The sequence below is a fragment of the Desulforamulus profundi genome (genome assembly GCF_002607855.1).
Map to the genome: position 1 here is coordinate 99,299 of NZ_AWQQ01000054.1, position 17,392 is coordinate 116,690.

Annotated in this window: 22 protein-coding genes and 2 pseudogenes; 7 read left to right on the forward strand and 17 right to left on the reverse strand. The window is 47.3% G+C overall.

The annotated features are described in order from the left end of the window. The first annotated feature begins 6 nt into the window (after positions 1-6). The 3 genes from P378_RS20115 to P378_RS09560 are packed head-to-tail and all read left to right on the forward strand — an operon-like array spanning position 7 to position 1,898. Entirely contained in the window at positions 7-300 is a 294-nt protein-coding gene (locus P378_RS20115; RefSeq protein WP_207654018.1) for a UDP-glucose/GDP-mannose dehydrogenase family protein, read from the forward strand. Between the two features lies 1 nt (position 301). Beyond that, positions 302-961, forward strand: coding sequence for a UDP binding domain-containing protein (locus P378_RS09555; protein WP_207654019.1), 660 nt, complete (start codon positions 302-304; stop codon positions 959-961). Next, positions 951-1,898 carry a UDP-glucuronic acid decarboxylase family protein gene (locus P378_RS09560; RefSeq protein WP_099083088.1) on the forward strand — a complete coding sequence of 316 codons (948 nt, stop codon included), beginning with the start codon at positions 951-953 and terminating at the stop codon, positions 1,896-1,898. Before P378_RS09555 ends, P378_RS09560 begins: the two co-directional genes overlap by 11 nt. A 64-nt stretch (positions 1,899-1,962) precedes the next feature. Here the strand turns inward: P378_RS09560 and P378_RS09565 are convergent, their stop codons facing one another. From P378_RS09565 to gmd, 9 genes and pseudogenes are all read right to left on the reverse strand, one after another. After that, complete coding sequence (locus P378_RS09565; protein WP_099083089.1) at positions 1,963-2,313, reverse strand: hypothetical protein; 351 nt, start codon at positions 2,311-2,313, stop codon at positions 1,963-1,965. A 31-nt stretch (positions 2,314-2,344) separates the two neighbouring features. Beyond that, entirely contained in the window at positions 2,345-3,211 is an 867-nt protein-coding gene (locus tag P378_RS09570; protein WP_099083090.1) for an exostosin domain-containing protein, read from the reverse strand. A 207-nt stretch (positions 3,212-3,418) separates the two neighbouring features. Then, positions 3,419-3,517, reverse strand: coding sequence for an FkbM family methyltransferase (locus tag P378_RS18985; protein WP_143338452.1), 99 nt, complete (start codon positions 3,515-3,517; stop codon positions 3,419-3,421). Between the two features lie 235 nt (positions 3,518-3,752). Continuing rightward, positions 3,753-3,995, reverse strand: a complete 243-nt coding sequence (locus P378_RS09580) for a hypothetical protein (RefSeq protein WP_099083092.1) — start codon at positions 3,993-3,995, stop codon at positions 3,753-3,755. A gap of 60 nt (positions 3,996-4,055) precedes the next feature. Beyond that, complete coding sequence (locus P378_RS09585; protein ID WP_099083093.1) at positions 4,056-4,349, reverse strand: hypothetical protein; 294 nt, start codon at positions 4,347-4,349, stop codon at positions 4,056-4,058. Continuing rightward, entirely contained in the window at positions 4,346-4,924 is a 579-nt protein-coding gene (locus P378_RS09590; RefSeq protein ID WP_143338453.1) for a class I SAM-dependent methyltransferase, read from the reverse strand. Before P378_RS09590 ends, P378_RS09585 begins: the two co-directional genes overlap by 4 nt. 34 nt (positions 4,925-4,958) lie before the next feature. Then, complete coding sequence (locus P378_RS09595; RefSeq protein WP_238473083.1) at positions 4,959-5,789, reverse strand: sugar phosphate nucleotidyltransferase; 831 nt, start codon at positions 5,787-5,789, stop codon at positions 4,959-4,961. Between the two features lie 122 nt (positions 5,790-5,911). Further along, positions 5,912-6,843, reverse strand: a pseudogene (fcl, locus tag P378_RS09600) (GDP-L-fucose synthase). Between the two features lie 17 nt (positions 6,844-6,860). Next, positions 6,861-7,937 (reverse strand): annotated as a pseudogene (gene gmd, locus P378_RS09605) (GDP-mannose 4,6-dehydratase). Positions 7,938-8,132: 195 nt separating this feature from the next. Here gmd and P378_RS21565 point away from each other — a divergent pair. Both P378_RS21565 and P378_RS21570 read left to right on the forward strand, forming a co-directional pair. Further along, on the forward strand, positions 8,133-8,543 hold the full coding sequence (locus P378_RS21565; RefSeq protein ID WP_238473084.1) for a glycosyltransferase family 2 protein: 411 nt from the start codon (positions 8,133-8,135) through the stop codon (positions 8,541-8,543). Next, the gene (locus P378_RS21570; protein ID WP_238473085.1) at positions 8,540-9,238 is read left to right on the forward strand and encodes a tetratricopeptide repeat protein; all 699 of its coding nucleotides are present in this window, start codon (positions 8,540-8,542) and stop codon (positions 9,236-9,238) included. Before P378_RS21565 ends, P378_RS21570 begins: the two co-directional genes overlap by 4 nt. Positions 9,239-9,498: 260 nt before the next feature. Here the strand turns inward: P378_RS21570 and P378_RS09615 are convergent, their stop codons facing one another. The 8 genes from P378_RS09615 to P378_RS09640 form a co-directional block, all read right to left on the reverse strand. Further along, positions 9,499-10,026: a hypothetical protein gene (locus P378_RS09615; protein WP_099083095.1), complete on the reverse strand. Its 528-nt coding sequence runs from the start codon at positions 10,024-10,026 to the stop codon at positions 9,499-9,501. Positions 10,027-10,822: 796 nt separating this feature from the next. Further along, positions 10,823-11,317 carry a hypothetical protein gene (locus P378_RS09620; protein WP_143338454.1) on the reverse strand — a complete coding sequence of 165 codons (495 nt, stop codon included), beginning with the start codon at positions 11,315-11,317 and terminating at the stop codon, positions 10,823-10,825. Continuing rightward, a complete protein-coding gene (locus P378_RS09625) occupies positions 11,203-12,348 on the reverse strand; it encodes a hypothetical protein (protein WP_099083097.1) in 1,146 nt (381 codons plus the stop codon). Before P378_RS09625 ends, P378_RS09620 begins: the two co-directional genes overlap by 115 nt. 129 nt (positions 12,349-12,477) lie before the next feature. Next, complete coding sequence (locus P378_RS19530) at positions 12,478-12,630, reverse strand: hypothetical protein (RefSeq protein WP_180261048.1); 153 nt, start codon at positions 12,628-12,630, stop codon at positions 12,478-12,480. 19 nt (positions 12,631-12,649) lie between these two features. Next, entirely contained in the window at positions 12,650-13,165 is a 516-nt protein-coding gene (locus tag P378_RS09635; protein WP_274378681.1) for a beta/alpha barrel domain-containing protein, read from the reverse strand. After that, on the reverse strand, positions 13,149-13,415 hold the full coding sequence (locus tag P378_RS22925; protein ID WP_274378682.1) for a beta/alpha barrel domain-containing protein: 267 nt from the start codon (positions 13,413-13,415) through the stop codon (positions 13,149-13,151). Before P378_RS22925 ends, P378_RS09635 begins: the two co-directional genes overlap by 17 nt. 1 nt (position 13,416) lies before the next feature. Next, positions 13,417-13,587 (reverse strand): hypothetical protein, encoded by a 171-nt coding sequence (locus P378_RS19535; protein ID WP_180261049.1) that lies wholly within the window; start codon positions 13,585-13,587, stop codon positions 13,417-13,419. 199 nt (positions 13,588-13,786) lie between these two features. Further along, positions 13,787-15,196: an alkaline phosphatase gene (locus P378_RS09640; protein ID WP_099083099.1), complete on the reverse strand. Its 1,410-nt coding sequence runs from the start codon at positions 15,194-15,196 to the stop codon at positions 13,787-13,789. A gap of 257 nt (positions 15,197-15,453) precedes the next feature. Between P378_RS09640 and P378_RS09645 the strand changes: the two genes are divergently transcribed. Continuing rightward, positions 15,454-16,428 (forward strand): Gfo/Idh/MocA family protein, encoded by a 975-nt coding sequence (locus P378_RS09645; protein ID WP_099083100.1) that lies wholly within the window; start codon positions 15,454-15,456, stop codon positions 16,426-16,428. Beyond that, entirely contained in the window at positions 16,415-17,386 is a 972-nt protein-coding gene (locus P378_RS09650; RefSeq protein WP_099083101.1) for a GNAT family N-acetyltransferase, read from the forward strand. The genes P378_RS09645 and P378_RS09650 overlap by 14 nt, the downstream gene beginning before the upstream one ends. The last annotated feature ends 6 nt before the right edge of the window (positions 17,387-17,392 follow it).

Below are 17,392 nucleotides of genomic sequence, written 5' to 3' on the forward strand. Positions count from 1 at the left end.
ACGGCAATGAATATTTGTGTGGTGGGAACCGGCTATGTTTTGGTCACGGGAACCTGTTTTGCGGAGATGGGGAATACGGTATGGTGCGTGGACATTAACCAGGAAAAGATTGCAGCGCTGCAGGCAGGCAAGGTCCCCATTTATGAACCCGGTTTAAAGGAACTGATTGAGAAAAATTTAGGGGAAGGGCGGCTCTTCTTTACTACTCTCCTGCAGGAGGGTCTGGCTGAAGCGCTGTTCTGCTTTATCGCTGTGGGGACACCGCCCGCTGCTGGCCTTAAGGATCAGTTTTATCAATGAAATGGCCTGCTTATGTGATGCGGTGGGCGGCGATATTGCCAAGGTTCGGCTGGGCATCGGCACCGACAGCCGCATCGGCATGCCCTTTCTTTATGCCGGTATCGGTTACGGCGGTTCCTGTTTCCCGAAGGATATCCGTGAATTAACCGCCACCGGGCGCAAGTACGGTGTGGAAATGAGCCTGGTTGAGGCGGCCCACCGTGTCAACGAGAGACAGAAGCGTTACCTGCTGCGGGCAATTTTAAAGCGGTGGGGGGAAGATTTGCAGGGCAAAACCTTCGGGGTCTGGGGATTGGCCTTTAAACCCCAAACGGACGATATGCGGGAAGCCCCCTCGGTAGTCATTATTAACGAGTTGATCAACCGGGGAGCGGTGGTGCAGGCCTACGACCCGGTGGCCATGGAGGAAGCCGGAAGAATTTTTGACGTCCATGGTGAAAGGATTCAATTTGTCAACCATATGATGGAGGCCCTGAAAGGGGTTGATGCCTTGCTGCTGCTGACCGAATGGCGGCAATTCCGCCAGCCTGATTTCCAGGAGATGAAGAAACTGATGGGGCAGCCTGTGATCTTTGACGGGCGCAATCAATTCGATCCGGAGCAGATGCACCGGTTGGGGTTTGACTATACCTGTGTGGGGAGAAACGGCTATGGCAAATAAGCGTGTTTTAGTAACCGGCGGCGCGGGCTTTATCGGTTCTCACCTATGTGAGTACTTGCTGAACCAGGGGGAAGAAGTCCTCTGCCTGGACAATTTTTTCACCGGCTCCAAGGAGAATGTCCGGCATTTAATGGGCCACCCCCGGTTTGAATTGATTCGCCACGACGTGGTGGAGCCCATTTTGTTGGAAGTGGATCAAATCTATAACCTGGCCTGCCCCGCCTCGCCGGTCCACTATCAATACAACCCCATCAAGACCACCAAGACCAGCGTGCTGGGGGCCATCAATATGCTGGGTCTGGCCAAACGGGTCAAGGCCACCATCCTGCAGGCCTCCACCAGTGAGGTGTACGGCGATCCCCTGGTACACCCCCAGGGGGAAGACTACTGGGGCCATGTCAACCCCCGTGGTATACGGTCCTGTTATGATGAGGGAAAACGCTGCGCGGAAACCCTGTTTTTTGATTACCACCGGCAGCACGGCCTCGACATCAAGGTAGTCCGTATTTTTAACACCTATGGTCCAAGGATGCATCCCCAGGACGGCAGGGTGGTCAGTAATTTTATCATGCAGTCTCTGACCGGCCAGGACATCACGGTTTATGGGGACGGCAGGCAGACCCGGTCCTTTTGCTATATTGACGATTTGGTGACGGGTCTGGACCGAATGATGAACCACTCCGGCGATTTCACCGGCCCGGTGAACCTGGGCAACCTGGGGGAATTCACCATCCTGGAACTGGCGGAGAAAGTCATTGCCATGACCGGCTCAAAGTCCGGCATTGTATTTAAACCGCTGCCCCAGGATGACCCAATGCAGCGCCGGCCGGATATCACCCTGGCGAAGGAAAGGCTGAACTGGGCCCCTGCTGTTCCTTTAGATGAAGGGTTAAGGAAAACCATTGCATATTTTAGACAACTGCCGGGCATCTGTTAACAAAACAGCGGCTGGATGGGATCTTCCCAACAGCCGCTGTTTTACCTTTTTCCATCGTCAGCTATTACTCCACTTTTTGGACGATGCACTGGTTATGACGTATACTCACCTGCCGGTACCAGCCGGGTAATTCGGAAACCACTTTGGTAGGCCCGGGCCAGCTTGGGACGTCATCAAACACAATGAATCCGTATAACTGGTTTTCCTGGTAACCTTCCAGCATCTTTTTGTGTAAATCTTCGCTTTCAGACCCCCGCCAGGAACCCAGTTCAACCACAGTTGGTATCGGCGCATGAAACCGGGCCGTTTGATATAAGGCCCTGCCTGCCTGGTTACTAACCCAACCCTGTATAGGGGAAATCAAAGCAGTTATTTGATTTAGACGTTCCGCAATCTGATCCATCTCCGCCATCATCCATGGTTCCTCCTTACTGTCATGTCTTAAATTACTTAAGGGATACCAGTTCTTTTAATACATATTTACACCATCTTTGATAGGTCAGTTCATTTTCCCAAAAGGAGCCTGCCCATTCCCCCATTTCCACTAACTCCGCCGGTTTCATGGAATCAAGGATGGCATGAAGATCGGCAACCGAATTTGTATATAAACTCATCCCGTCCCAGTCAATAAATCTTTTAAAGGGCCTGGTATCCAGGTCCCCGATTAAAAAGGGAACCGCCCCCAGCTGCATGGTCTCAAAAAATCGAAAGGAACTGCCCCCATACCCCCTCGGGCAAAGCCCGATATAAGATTCCTGTAGTTTCTCCACAAAGAACCCGCTGCCCAGATTACCGTCGAAAACAAAGACATCCTCCCTGTCCTTGAGAACCTGGGCCATTTGCTGCCGAATGCCATGGGTAGCCAGCCGGCCTACAAAGGAGGCCAGGTATCGTTTTTGAGGTTTTACCGGGGGAGCCTGGTGAGGTGAACATAATAAGGGAATATCGATCCCCTCTTCACTTTTTCTGGAGGCCAGGAAAACAGAGGCCCGGCCCGGGTTTACCAGAGGACCGTCGTCATACTGGCAAATGGTAAAGGTTTTGGCGTCATCCAAAATAGCTTGATCCATCTCCTGTTGTAGCTCTGCCAAGCATATTTTTCCATAAAGATGATTTAAATGCCAGCGGGTCCAGAATACCGGCAGGTAATGCCAATCAGCCAACCGGGGGTTTTCCACCGTCAGATCCCTGTTGATCAAAAGATAATGGTAAAAGTCCTGTTCAACACCGTAATCTTTATTATGCCTGGGGTACTTGAATACTTGAGCGGCCGGCTGTAGTTTTTTTGGGACCGGTAAAATGTAGATTTTCATTCTCTTTAAACCACCCTACTCGTTCTTTCTTACATAGAACGCATCTCCCCACGAGGATGAAAGGGGCAAGTGGTTTCAATACGCTCAAAACCATGCTCTTCGAGAAATTCATCAATCTCATGAATCAGGCACAGCCTTCGTATAACTCTTTAAAATTAACTTCCGTATTAATGACTTCGATAAAATGCAGTACGTTAACAGCACCCTTCAGGCTTTTAACTCCGCCCCCTGGATGTCTATATTAAGAATGTTAAAATCCTCCGGTGTCAGTTCCAACTCCGTTATCAAACGGTCAAGGGTTCGCATGGTACTTCCCTTTGAGACACCTCTTGAATAGCCGGATAAATTTTTTTATGTTCTTTTAATGGCAATATGGAACTGCTCTGGTCAAAGGAAGTAACGTGGAGGTTAATCGAACCGTTATAATCACTGATGGTAACATTCGCCGCCAATACATTTTCCTTTCCCTTGATATGTTCTTGTAACCTTTTATAGACCTCCGGGTTTGCTTCTATAAACAAGACCTTTTGACAGCCCATTTTCACAGTTCTTTCCCTTCATGGGCGCCAATATGAATGACTCCTTTGGGTTTAACGCCATGTTCCCTGCACAACAAATCCAAATCAAGCATCTCTGCGGGACTGCCCAAGAGAAGTCTTTTCAGCCGACCATTGACGGCTAAAAATTGGCTGTTGCGGAATTGAGACAAAATTGGAGAAATATTTCGTATATGCCCTAAAACATTGTTTTGAAGCAGGAAAATCTCGTATCGACAGTTTTGCATGTATTCCAGCAACTTCAGCAGCTTTGCGCCGCTGTCCGGAGAGGTGCCTGTATATCTGAATTAAACAAAATCAATGTTTCCTTTTTTCAGTAAAACCCAAGTACCGGACAGAATTTTGAATTCTTCTTCCCCTGCGTTGACTCTAAGAAAATTTATTCTGTGCATCCCCTTGACCCGGCAATAATCCTCCAGGGTCATGTGATGTCCGTCAAACCGGTGAAACTGAACACCCGGCACATTTTGGAGGACGTGTCTTCCCCATTCCCCTGCCTGTGCAGTATCTAAAACGATATCTCCTTTTTGGATAAACTTGTGAATGAGGGATTTCTGACCTTCCTCAAGAACGTCCATCATCTTTTCAACCCACCAAACCCCTTCTCCCTCTGTGTGAACAGCCCACCCGAATCTGTCAAAAACTCATCCACAGCCCTTTTGACCCCGGGAAAATTAGGATGTCCGTAGTCATGACCGCCTATAATCCCTCCTTTTGTGACCTTGGGAAACCACACCGTTAAATCCCTTAATACCCCTTGGAAGGAGTGATCGGCATCAATGTATACGAAGTCAATCTGCCCAACAATGTCATTTACAGCATCGATGGATGGCTTTCGGATATGCCGGTATTTCTCTGCAAAGGAGCTTAATCGATCTAAGGTGTACTGGTAAAGCTGATCAAACTCAAGCTGTGGTAAATTCATAGGGTCGTTATAGTTCTCCATGTGCAGATAGGGGTCTACGCCATAGAGCTTTTCTAAGGTTGGAATCTTTAGCAATGATTCTGCATGGCCGCCAAAGGCAACCCCGATTTCAGCTCCTACCTTTAGTTCCTTTTCCTGCACAACTTTCCCAAATAACCCGTAAGCTTTACCCCACCCGTCATCCGCAGCCTTGGCCATGGCCTGTATTTTATCCATTAAAGGGTTGCTCACCTGTTTATTGCACCATCCTTCCCCTATGATCCACTCAAACAACCTTCCCGCCGCTGCCGGTGGCACCGGATTTCAGCCGGATGGGTCGTGTTTGCAGGTGTTCGTACCAATTGTACCGCCCTTCCCTGCTCATGATATAATCCACATCTTCATCATGAATTAAGTCTAAATAAGGGAGCAGTATTTGCAGAATGGTCAACGAAATTTTGCCTTTTTTGTTCTCCCGAATCCAGTAGGATTCATGCCCGTAGCGGTGTAAATGAAATGACCCCGGCATTGACAGCATTTTGTCATCAAACCTTACAATATCATTCTCTTCCAGGTACTCACCAAGCTGAACTTCAATGACTTCCAAAAGAACCTTGCCCGGGTTTTCCAGCCGGTGTTTGAAGCCCGTCTGGACGAAGGTGCTTTCACCGCTGCGGACAAAGGATCCAACCCCTTCCACCGTCACTTTGGCGGTACCCTTGACCACCACCCAGTGTTCACTGCGGTGATGGTGCAGCTGGTAGCTTAATTTTTTGCCGGGCAGCACCAGGACGGTGTCATCCCCTTGTTTTTGAATCTCTTTGACACCGTAATAAATGGCGGGCAGGGTGTTCTTACCCACCGGTTCGATCAAAATATGGCCTTCGTTGACTTTGTAGCCCAGTTCCTCAATTTGTCCTGACACTAAAAATTTGTAGTTGCTGTTTGTGACGATATAGATGTGACCCGGGTCTGTCAATTTCAGGCAGCGCTCAATGGTCATCTGGAAAATGGATTGATCCATCCCTTTAAGCTTTAAAAACTGTTTGGGATAGTGGGTACGGCTGAGGGGCCACAGTCGGGTGCCGGTCCCACCGGCCAGAATGATTGCTTTCACTTTTTTGCCTCCCATGCCAGCGGCTTATTTCTTTTTTAAACTATGTAGCGGGATGGCAAATGGTGTCACCTGGAAAGTACCCCGGCACTTACCAATAACAGGTTTGCGCCGGGGAGCAGAATCTATTCAACGGCAGATGCGGTATACCAGGCATAGGTGCCGGCAATGCCCTGCCGCAGGGGAATTTTGGCCTGCCAGCCCAATTGGGTAAGTTTTGTAACATCCAGCAGTTTTCTGGGTGTGCCGTCGGGTTTGGCGGGGTCAAAGACGATGTTCCCCCGGTAGCCCACAATGTCTTTTACCAACTGGGCCAGTTCCTTGATGGTAAGGTCCTGGCCGGTGCCTACGTTGATAATTTCACTGTCATGATAATGCTGCAGGATGAACACGCAGGCATCTGCCAGGTCATCCACATGCAGAAATTCCCTTCTGGCGTGCCGGTTCCCCATACTGTCACCGTGGGCCGGTTTTCCCTTTTGGCCTCGTGAAATTTTCGGATCAGGGCAGGCATGACATGGGAGTTGGCCAGGTCGAAGTTGTCGTTGGGGCCGTAAAGATTGGTGGGCATGACGGAGATAAAACGGGTACCGTACTGCCGGTTATAGGCCTGACACATTTTGATGCCGGCAATTTTGGCGATGGCGTAGGGTTCGTTGGTGGGTTCCAACTGCCCGCCCAGCAGGTATTCCTCCTTGATGGGCTGGGGTGTAAATTTGGGGTAAATGCAGGAACTGCCCAAAAACAGGAGTTTCTTTACACCATGCCGGTGGGCGGCATGGATGACGTTGGTTTGGATGGCCAAATTCTCATAAATAAACTCCGCAGGATAGGTATTGTTGGCTTGAATGCCGCCCACCCTGGCCGCCGCCAGGAAGACGTAGTGCGGCCCTGCGGCACGGAAAAATTCTTCTACCGCCCGCTGGTTCCGTAAATCCAACTCTTTGCTGGTCTGGTAAACCAGGTTTGTATAGCCAAGCTGCTCCAGCCTTCTCTTAATGGCCGAGCCAACCAGTCCCCTGTGTCCGGCGATATAGATATTAGCGCTTTTCTCCATCTGGAACCCCCCGCCTTTTACTCATGATACTGGTGAACCCTGAAGCCTTCCCTTTGGCAGACCAGGTCACGTTCGGTTTCCTTTTCTAAATCGTAGTCCACCATTTCCTTAACCAGCTGCCGGAAGGAGATTTTAGGGAACCAGCCCAGCTGCTGCTTAGCCTTGGCAGGATTTCCGAGCAAAAGGTCCACCTCGGTGGGTCTGAAATAGCGCGGGTCTACCTCCACCAGGACCCTGCCGGTGGCCTGATCAATCCCCTTCTCCTCCAGCCCTTCTCCCTGCCATTCAATGATGATCCCAACTTCCCCAAAGGCTAATTCCACGAATTCCCGTACCGAGTGGGTTTCGCCGGTGGCAATGATATAATCATCGGGCTGCTCCTGCTGCAGGATCAGCATCGGCGGCGTGGCCCCAGTCTCTCTTGGCGTTCAGGTTGCCAGGTGGATTTTTTCCTGCAGACCCAGCTTGATCCTGGCCACCGCCCGGGTGATCTTCCGGGTGACAAAGGTCTCCCCCCGGATGGGAGATTCATGATTAAACAAAATGCCGTTGCAGGCAAAAATATTGTAGGCTTCCCGGTAATTAACGGTAATCCAGTAGGAGTACAGTTTGGCTGCGGCATAGGGGCTGCGGGGGTAAAAGGGAGTTGTTTCGGTTTGCGGCGTTTCCTGCACCTTACCGTAAAGTTCACTGGTGGAAGCCTGGTAAAACCGGGTTTTCCCTGCCAGTCCCAAAATTCGAATGGCCTCCAGCAATCGCAAGGTGCCCAGGGCATCGGCATTGGCGGTGTACTCCGGTGTTTCAAATGAAACCTTAACATGGCTCTGAGCAGCCAGGTTATAGATTTCGTCCGGCTGTACCTCCTGGATAATGCGAATCAGGTTGGTGGAATCGGTGAGATCCCCGTAGTGCATAAAAAAGTTGACCTCCGCTTCATGGGGGTCCTGATAAAGGTGGTCAACCCGGGCGGTGTTAAAAAGGGAGGACCTCCTTTTGACCCCATGCACCCGGTAACCTTTCTTTAGCAAAAATTCAGCCAGGTACGCACCGTCCTGGCCGGTAATCCCGGTGATCAGGGCTGCTTTTTTCATCATGCTGACCTCGCTTATGGATGGAATATCTTGATATCTTCCATCCTATGTTCACCTTTTCTTAAAGGTTTTGTTTGGGCCGCAAAAATGATCCTTACACAGCAAAGGGAGGCTTCCGCAGGCGACAGGTTCTTATTTTTTTCTCTTTTTCATAACTTTATGTAGAGGCGGCATGAAGGGTAAAGGGGGTTTTTAGGGATGATCAGTGTCATTATGCCGGTCTATAATGCGGTAGAATTTTTGGAGGAAACCATGGAAAGTGTTTTAAACCAAACGGAAAAGGAATTTGAATTGCTGATTATCAATGATGGGTCCACTGACCGGAGTGAAGAAATCATATTATCCTTCTCCGATCCCCGCATTCGCTACTTCAAGCAGGAAAATCGCGGCCCGGCGGCAGCGAGGAATCAAGGATTGGAAAATGTCAAAGGTGATTTTGTTGTCATTCAGGATGCCGACGACGTATCTTTACCTTGCCGTTTTGAGATTCTAAAGGGTCGTTTTACCAACCCCACTGTCGGCATTGTACACTCGGATGTACTCCTGATTAACGAAAAAATCAGCCGCTGGGCTACTGGGCGTCCAGCAACCTGGAAAGAAAGCGCATGATAAGATTTTATTTAAAAGTGGGAACGCCTTTTAACAATAACAGTGTCATGATTCGCTGTGAAGCTTTGCAGGGTATTCGTTATGATACCTCCCTGCGTGTTGTGGAGGATACCGACATGATTTTCCAAATTGCCCGGAACTGGGATGCAGTGCATGTGCCGGAGCCTTTACTGCTGTACCGCCGTCACTCCAGCAACATATCCAAGGAGAAAGACTATCAAGTGCTGTTCGCCCATGTGCACAAGTTTCTTGACAATCATTCCCTGGAGGAATTAATCCCCGAATTGGATTGGCACCAGGGAGACGCCGACAGGAACCAGGCGAAGGCCTGCGCCATTATTTCCTTGTTTTTGCTGCGCCGCGGCATGATACCGGATTGTCAACGATGGTATAAAAAGGCCCAAACATTGGCAAAGGAACCCGCTGGTTCCTTTGTCAATGCCATCGGTCATATGATGGTGGGGAACTTTCATGAGGCCATCAAATTCCTGGCCTCTTGCGACGGTGAAGATCCGGTAGCAGTAAACTATCTAGGGGAGTGCTTGGCGCTGACAGGGGAAATGAACAAAGCCCATGAACAGTTCCTAAAAGCTTTGCAATTAAAGCCTGACTATGAAGAACCCCTGGAAAACCTGAAAGGCCTGGTGGGAATAAAAAGAACGGCGCCCATTGACAGGTCCTGGACGAAATTTTAACCAAGGTACCTGGTACTTAAGTTATTAAGTTATTTTGTATGGGTAGAAAAAGCAAAAATACTTTTGGTAGACCGGAGTATTCCGGTTTAATATTTCCGTCAGTTCAGGATGGGGCGGTTTTCCATAACCATAGCAGGGTTCAGGGTTCACTGGGTAATCCAGGAAAATAATTTGGCCATTATTCATTTGTTTACCTCCGGAATTTGCTTAATTAATTAACCTGCCGTTAAAGCAGCCGTTGTATTCATTCGTAGATAATTTCATCTAAAATAGAAGAACGGCCAGGGTACTGGGGGAGGAGTCCTTTGTTCCGGAGGCGCAGGTGAGGGCAATGGTTCTTCTTTCCTTTCAGGTTGGCTTTTCACGGGTAATGTGTGGACAACCGAACGGCTTCTGTTCTTTTTCCCGGCAACCACTCCCACCATGGCCAAGCCCAACGCCGCCACGCCCCCACCGGCCACCAGCAAAGTCTTTGGTTTACCCAGCTTTCTCTTGAACTCAGACATTGTTTTTGTCACAGGCTTGTAATCTTTTACCATATTATCAAACTCTTGCATCCAGTAATCCATACTATCTCTATTCGGATCCCAAGCGATGTCATCCTCATGGTTTCCCTCGTCCATATCCTGGCCTGTCTCTATTTCCTTTTGCCCTTCTTCCTCGAGGCAATCTGCCGGTTGATCCCGATCTGCTTCATCCCGCTCCACTTCATCCTCCAGGATGGTATAGATTTTTTCATCTACCATCTCGTCCACGACCTCCCAAATTTCTTCAATGGTTCCTTTCAAGCGATCGCCTCCTAAACAGGTTGATTTATCTAAACTTGCCTCGTCTTAACCCATAGATTGTTGCTACCATTGTATTGACCCTGCGATTAATCGGTGACAAGCAAGAGGCAGCCAATTTTTTTCATTAAAGTGCAAGACCTCCATTTTTGCCAATGGGGGTTCACATTCAGGTACCAACTTCAACCACTCTCAGCCCAGTTAAGGTAATACTTACTCTCAGACTTAAATATTATGGTAAAAATTGAGCTAAAGGGATGATCTTGGATGGAAAACCGCAACTATCCGTGTGCCACGGTGGAGGTTATAAATGTACAGTCCTGCACCTCTATTCCGGTGCCGCAGCCGACCCCGGCAGCTAAACCTACGAAAAGTCTTAGGTGTAATTTAATCCAAAATCACAGTTTTGAAAAAATAGTAAAGGGCGGTCTGAGGGGGTTGAAACTTTAGCTTTAGAGGATCGATCGACAATACCCCTGCCCCCTTGGCTGGTGAAACTAATGATGAATGCGATGACCCGAAATAATGCCAGAAAGAGTGGAATCAAAGACTTAAAGGCCAGGCACTATGGGGTATAAAGGCAGGTAAATCGATAAATTTACCTGCCTCTGTCTACAAAGAGATAGCCTCTCGAATAATCGAGGGGCCATTTTATCTGTGTTATGTTGCGACATTTAGCTACTACGTAACAGAATAAGTCAATAAGTTGGAGGAATCTCCCTATTCTTTCCTTTTTAAAAAGCAAAAGTGGAAGCACTTGCCTCCACAAAAAAATTATATAACACTCTGAGGTAACGAATTACTGTCCCTTTTCTTCTAACAATTCCTTATACTTGGGATCTTCACATACCTGTAAAAGCTGGGACCAAACTTCCTTTGCCTGTTCAAGTTCGTTGGCCCGCATATAGGCCAGACCGAGATCATACAGGATCTGGTGATAGAGTTCGGTGTCAAAGGAGTAGTTATCTTCTTCGTAGGTCTGTTTTAAGTAGACAAAATCCTCAATGGCCTGTTCGTTCATACGGAAGGTATCATCCGGTGCGTTATAGGTTAAGTAAGCCCGCAAATAGCGCAGCCTGAGGTTACCTGCCTCTCTTTCCACCGCCCTGACCAGTTTTAGCCCTTCAGCAGTGTTCCGGAAAGTCATGTCGTTGACGCCGGCGTTCCTTGCTTCCAGTGTCAGGCAGCCGCCGTAATAAGCCTGGGCGATGGTGTCCTGAGGATCCCCCTGATAAATTTCTTCCCACAGCCGAAGGGCTGCCCTGGTGGCTTCCCTGTAACCGGCCAGAGCCAACTCGTACAGCCGGAAGCCCTCCAGGAAGGTCTCCTTCCGGTTTTTATATCCACCGCTGAAAGTATTTCCTCGCTTACCTGATCCTTTATCTCGTCTTGCTCATCCTGTGCCCACACATCGACCTTGTTCTCATCGTCGTCATCCGGTGGAATATCGAACTTATCCCGGGTGTCATATCCCCAGGCATCGCTCTCTTGATTGATGAAATCCCGCAGTTCGTTTGTTTCCTGATCATCGTCTGCCGGTAGGAGAATAAAGTTGTCTTGATCATTCTCAGGTAATTCATCCGTCTTGGTTAGGGCATCATTTTCCCAGGCATTGAACCAGTCACTAAGGTCCTGGCGGCCCTCCGTCTCGACTGGCTCAAGCCCGGGAACGGACTCTGCGGGTAAATCGCTTTCCGTTACATGCTGCGGATTGATAAGATCCTTATATTTACCATCCGGGTTGAGGGATAAAAGTTTGTTCCAGATGGACTCAGCCTCTCGGGCTTCGCCCAGGTTGTTATGGGCTGCTCCCAGATCATAAAGAACCTGCCAGTAACACTCCTCGGAAAATACACTTGCATCCAATTCATATCTGGCTGCCAAATAATTAAAATCCTCAATGGCGGTTTTCGTGCGGTGGAAAACCGTCTCCGGCAGCTTCAGGCTTACAGAACCACGCAAGGTGCGTATTTCAGTATTATCGGGTTCGTTGGAAACTGCCTCATCCAGGATTCTCAGACCTTCCATGGCTTTCTCCCAACTCTCCTGGGAGTTACCGTCTTCCCGGCCCAGCAGGGCCATGGCGCATCCGTAGTAAGCCTCCACCAGATTATTTACTTCAATTCGCAGTCTAAGGTCTGCCAGTACTTCGAGGGCCTTTTCAGCCGCTTGTACATCCCCTGCCACACCCTGGTTAACCGAAAGTTTTGCCTTATCAAAAATTTCCTGTAGAGACCCATCCCCTTCACTTTGACCGGGTCTTTCAAGGTAAAAATTTGGCAGGTCAAAAAAACGGGGTTTCTTCCAGGAATTCATTTTAAACATGCTTTTTCCTCCTCCCCCAGGCCCAAGGAAACAGGCTTGATAAATTTGAAAAACACTATACCAATATTTTATGGATAATATTGTGTTTTGTGCCTGTACGCGAGCATAGAAAAAGCCCCTGCCGGGGCTTTAATGATTTACAATGCACTCCATACAGCTGTACTTTGCACCGTCGGACTTGATGCAGAGCAGGCAGAACAACTTGCCGCAAACTCTACAGGTTTCGTAAAAATCCTCTTCAACGATCTCTCTGCCGCATTCCTGGCAAAGTATCTTCTCCATCGATTACCACTCCAGTAAACTACTTCTTCTTGTGAGGAATGTTTGACATGTAGTGACTGACAAACTCCTGGACGATTTTGGGAATATCCTCTGCCGGGTTATCTCCCTTAGCTGCTTTTTTGATTTTGCCCGTTAGTGCTTCCAATAACAGCCTGTCGGGATCATCACTATCAAGCAACCGCCGTATTGCTCCGCTCAACCGCATCGGGTCTGCATCCTGAAACACATTTCTGCCTGTAGATACACCGGTACCCCCTGCTTTCAAAGAGTCGGCGATCATGGTTAATAAATCAGTAGTGGAGTCCATCTTAGGGCCGCCGGCAATGACCACCGGTACCTTTACTGAGCCGGTAATCTCGGCAAAGGTTGCCGGTGAACCGGTATAGTAGACTTTAATAATATCCGCTCCCACTTCCTCCGCCACCCTGGCTGCGTGTTTGATCTTAACAGGATCGTACTCGCTTTCCTTACTGCCATCCCTGACGTACATCATAGCCAGCAGGGGCATTCCCCACAGATCACATTCCCCGGGCAATCCACCCCAGATCCTTTAACATGTGGGCTTCATTTTTTGCAGCCAGGTTCACATGCGTAGAAATCGCCGTTGCCCCCAGGCGGATGGCATGTTCCACCGAGGAAACCAATTCCTTTCGGGTGGGGTCTGGCGCCAGCGTAGTGGAAGCCGCCAGGTGAACTATTAGCTCACAACCCCTGTGGCTCAGGAGCCTCCTGGCGCTCCGAAAATACGATTTCCCTTTCGGGAATGCCGGCCAGATCTGCTTCATTTTAAATCTCGGTGACGAACTCTGTCTTGTGGGGGTAGTGGCCCTCCCTGCTCTGCTCCACCGTTACCACCACCCTTTTAATGGGTGAGTTGTTCACTAAACCCCAAATATCCTGTCGTTCTAAGGGTACTACCCTCCCGTCAAACCATATTTCTCTTTGTGCCTGAGTCATTGAGCTTCCTTCCTCTCATCGAAGTTGTGTGACATGAGACTATGTTTTTTACTTATACAACCTATGGAAAAACAAAGCAAATTGTTTTAAAAAATGTAATATTTGAGGTTTTAACCCAACAAAAAAACCCCTGACTGCAGGGGGTAACTCTACATACAGGTTATGATTATTAATAATTAGAAACCGTCCTTTCAGTTCTTTAATTAAGATGAAAATTCATCAAAATCGCCAGAGTTTTGGCAATTTCTGTGTTATCCTTAAAACCCCCAAACTTTTGCGCCTCTACACCTACAGCAGAGATAGGAACGCATGATCCTGTGTGTCCCAAGGTTGTCCAGGCAATACCCGCTCTGTTTGACAGTACATTTTGTATTGCAATATATATTTGTAGTTGGTCACCACTTTTTTCAACCCCATCCATGGCCCTCTCAATTTTTGCTTTTTCATCCTCTTTTAGGTTAATCAGACCTAAATCTTGTTCAATGTACGTAAAGTAGGCAATCCTATCCCCGGTATAGTGTTTCACATAATCCTTTTTATAATTAGTAGCATCTAATAATGTTTTAATATTTAAAAACCCATTCGTACCATAACCTAAAGCCATGCCACCGGTTTCATGGTCAGCAAGAACTAAAATTAGAGTTTCATTTGGATATTTTTTATAAAACTCGTAAGCCTTGGCAATTGCTTGATCAAAGGCCAGTGTTTCCTGGATGCTTCTTCGTGCATCGTTCATCTGACAGGCAAGGTCTATCCTGCCGCCTTCCACCATCATGAAAAAACCTTTTTGGTATTTAGACAGCACTTCAATGCCCTTTTCTGCAATCTCAGCCAGGCTGGGTAAAGGGGATTTGCTGTTTACCCGATCAATTTCATAAGGCAGGTAGGAATAGGTAAAGCAGGCCAGTACCTTTTGCGGATTGTCAGGCTGATAATTTTTAAAATTTGTTACTTCATTTTCTGTAACAAATAAGTTATACCCTTTGTTCTTAAATTCTTCTAATAAATTTCTGTTATCCTTTCTATTGGATTTAAGCGGGCCGTTTTTCGGTACAAATTGTCCATAGCCGCCGCCGGCTAAGAAATCCACTCCACTGTCAAGCAAATCCTCTGCAATCTCATTTTCATTGTCTCTGCTTACATTATGCGAGGCAAAAGCAGCCGGGGTGGCATGAGTTAGCCTGGTGGTGGATATGATCCCGGTGGCCATTCCTTTTTCTTCCGCTGCTTCCACCAGAGTTTTTACATTTTTCCCGTCCGGCAGCTTTGAAAGCATACCGTTTAAGGTTTTAAAACCGGTAGCCAGGGCAGTGCCTGCTGCTGCTGAGTCAGTTATCAGCGTATCATTGGCCGAATGAGTGGTGATTAAACCGGCTACAGGGAAGGTGTTCATAAGTAACTTTGCATCGGGGTTACCTTCCTGGACCTGCTTAAAGTACTCCGCTGACTGTCTTTGGGCAATGCCCATACCGTCACCAATAAAATAAAAAACATATTTGGGTGGACCCGCTTCTGCTGCTCCAAAAACCGGTACGGTGAGAACAAATAAAAGGACTGCTAACAATAATAAAGTGCTCCTAACTGATCTGGAACAGCTTTTTATATACATTTTGAAAACCCCCAAAGAATTATTTGATGTACTTTTATATAATTTCCGTTCAGATAAATATAAACACTTGTGAAATTTACCACCATAGCTTTATACATGAACGATCAAAGCAGCTAACCCATCAGCAATGTTTAAAGAACTTCAGCCCACTTTTTAATTTCGACAAAGAACAAAAATCCCCATGCACCTTTTTCCATAATTTTTCATATTTTACAATATATTTACTCGGATAATTAATTTTAAATGGGGTAGGAAAAATGATTGGACTCGGTTTAATTGGCTGTGGCAACTGGGGGTTTAATTATCTAAATACTTTAAATTCAATACCGGAAGCAAAGATTTTAACTGTTTGCGACTTAAATGACGATGTCCTAAAGAAAGTCAAACAATTCCATCCCCACTTAAAGACAACCAAAGATTGTCAGGACTTGTTAAAGGATGACGAATTGAGCGGCGTAATCATTGCTACTCCACCACATACTCACTTTTCCATAGCGGTAAACTGTTTAGAACGCAACAAGGCCGTACTGGTAGAAAAACCAATCACACTGTCATATAGTGAAGCGGCTGAATTGATTACATTGGCACAAAAGAAGAATACTCTTTTAATGGCCGGCCATCTGATGGAATACCACCCGGTTGTGATGAAACTCCATGAATATGTAAGCCAGGAAATACTGGGGAAGCTGAGATACATTTTATTAGATCGAACCAGCCTAGCTAGAATTCGGAGTGATGTCCTTTGGGACCTGGCTGTGCATGACGTTTCCATTGTTAGATATCTGGTTAACAAGAATCCCGTGTGGGTAGCCGCACAGGGAAAAAGCTTCTTACAGGACGGCATCCATGATTTGATAACCATATCCATGGAATTTCCCGATGACTTGTACGTGCAAATTCATGCTAACTCTCTTTACCCACAGAAAAAACGCCAAACGGTTGTTGCGGGCAACAAGCTGGTAGCCATTCTTGACGATACCCGGGATGATTTTAAATTAACGCTGCTACCCTATAACGGTGACATTACTTTGCCTAACCTGGAAAAAATCCCTCCGTTAACCGTCCAGTGCAAACACTTTATCCACTGTATTCAATCAGACTCCGTGCCCAGAACCGGGTTCGGCGATATTACCTGGGTTATGAAGGTAATGGATTTAATCGAGCAATCTCTTTTAAATAACGGATCAAGACGTTATTTTACTAAGCCCGGCGGTGATCATGATGAGAATTAAAGTTTATGATGAAGACTTGAAAGACCGGTGGGATGAGTTCGTTATCAAGTCCAGAAACGGCACATTTATGCAGCAGCGCCATTTTTTAAACTATCACCCCCGGAATCGGTTTATGGATCATTCCCTGATGGTTTATGACGAGCACGATCAATTAACGGCTGTCATTCCGGGCGCTATAAAACATAATGGAGAAAAACGTCTGCTTTCCTCTTATCCGGGAGCCTCTCACGGGGGAATTGTTATTGACCTGAAGTTTAATACTGCCAGAGCACTGGCCCTGGTCCCTATATTGATTGAACACTGTCAGGCTAACAACTTTCATTCTATAGAACTTAAAATGGTCCCCCGTATTTATCATTGTTGGCCCTGTGATGAAATCGACTTTGCCTTACGTTATTACGGTTTTTCCCTTAGCAGCACGGAATTGGCTACAGCCCTGCCGCTAAAAGAAACACCCTTCAAAACACACTACATGGCCGAAAGCGCACAAAGGAATAGGCACAAGGCTGAAAAACTGGGAGTTACCATAAAGGAAAGCAGTGACTACAAAACTTTTCGGAACATATTGACAAATAATCTCAAACAGCGGCATAAAACCCATCCCACCCATACATTACCGGAAATCGTGGATCTGACGCAAAGATACCCTCAATCCATCAAGCTGTTTGCAGCCTATTATGAGGAAGACATGATCAGCGGGGTGGTAGCCTTTCTGCTCAACAGCCGGGTTATCAACTGTTTCTACATCGCTAATAACAGTGAATACCAGCACCTGCGTTCATTGGACCTGTTATTTTACAGATTAATCAACTGGGGAATCGAAAGAGGTTACCATTACCTGGACTGGGGCATCTCCACTGAAAACAAAGGAAAGTTTGTCAACCAGGGACTCTTTAGATTTAAAGAAAAGTTTGGCGGTCGGGGTGTTTTGAGAGAAACCTATTCTCTAGATTTGTAACAGAAG

Excerpts from the sequence above, each read along its gene's own strand:
- P378_RS20115 (WP_207654018.1), top strand. The coding sequence starts at position 7 with ATGAATATTTGTGTGGTGGGAACCGGCTATGTTTTGGTCACGGGAACC.
- P378_RS09555 (WP_207654019.1), top strand. The coding sequence starts at position 302 with ATGGCCTGCTTATGTGATGCGGTGGGCGGCGATATTGCCAAGGTTCGG.
- P378_RS09560 (WP_099083088.1), top strand. The coding sequence starts at position 951 with ATGGCAAATAAGCGTGTTTTAGTAACCGGCGGCGCGGGCTTTATCGGT.
- P378_RS09565 (WP_099083089.1), bottom strand. The coding sequence starts at position 2,313 with ATGATGGCGGAGATGGATCAGATTGCGGAACGTCTAAATCAAATAACT.
- P378_RS09570 (WP_099083090.1), bottom strand. The coding sequence starts at position 3,211 with ATGAAAATCTACATTTTACCGGTCCCAAAAAAACTACAGCCGGCCGCT.
- P378_RS18985 (WP_143338452.1), bottom strand. The coding sequence starts at position 3,517 with ATGCGAACCCTTGACCGTTTGATAACGGAGTTGGAACTGACACCGGAG.
- P378_RS09580 (WP_099083092.1), bottom strand. The coding sequence starts at position 3,995 with ATGCAAAACTGTCGATACGAGATTTTCCTGCTTCAAAACAATGTTTTA.
- P378_RS09585 (WP_099083093.1), bottom strand. The coding sequence starts at position 4,349 with ATGATGGACGTTCTTGAGGAAGGTCAGAAATCCCTCATTCACAAGTTT.
- P378_RS21565 (WP_238473084.1), top strand. The coding sequence starts at position 8,133 with ATGATCAGTGTCATTATGCCGGTCTATAATGCGGTAGAATTTTTGGAG.
- P378_RS21570 (WP_238473085.1), top strand. The coding sequence starts at position 8,540 with ATGATAAGATTTTATTTAAAAGTGGGAACGCCTTTTAACAATAACAGT.
- P378_RS09625 (WP_099083097.1), bottom strand. The coding sequence starts at position 12,348 with ATGTTTAAAATGAATTCCTGGAAGAAACCCCGTTTTTTTGACCTGCCA.
- P378_RS19530 (WP_180261048.1), bottom strand. The coding sequence starts at position 12,630 with ATGGAGAAGATACTTTGCCAGGAATGCGGCAGAGAGATCGTTGAAGAG.
- P378_RS22925 (WP_274378682.1), bottom strand. The coding sequence starts at position 13,415 with ATGAAGCAGATCTGGCCGGCATTCCCGAAAGGGAAATCGTATTTTCGG.
- P378_RS19535 (WP_180261049.1), bottom strand. The coding sequence starts at position 13,587 with ATGACTCAGGCACAAAGAGAAATATGGTTTGACGGGAGGGTAGTACCC.
- P378_RS09640 (WP_099083099.1), bottom strand. The coding sequence starts at position 15,196 with ATGTATATAAAAAGCTGTTCCAGATCAGTTAGGAGCACTTTATTATTG.
- P378_RS09645 (WP_099083100.1), top strand. The coding sequence starts at position 15,454 with ATGATTGGACTCGGTTTAATTGGCTGTGGCAACTGGGGGTTTAATTAT.
- P378_RS09650 (WP_099083101.1), top strand. The coding sequence starts at position 16,415 with ATGATGAGAATTAAAGTTTATGATGAAGACTTGAAAGACCGGTGGGAT.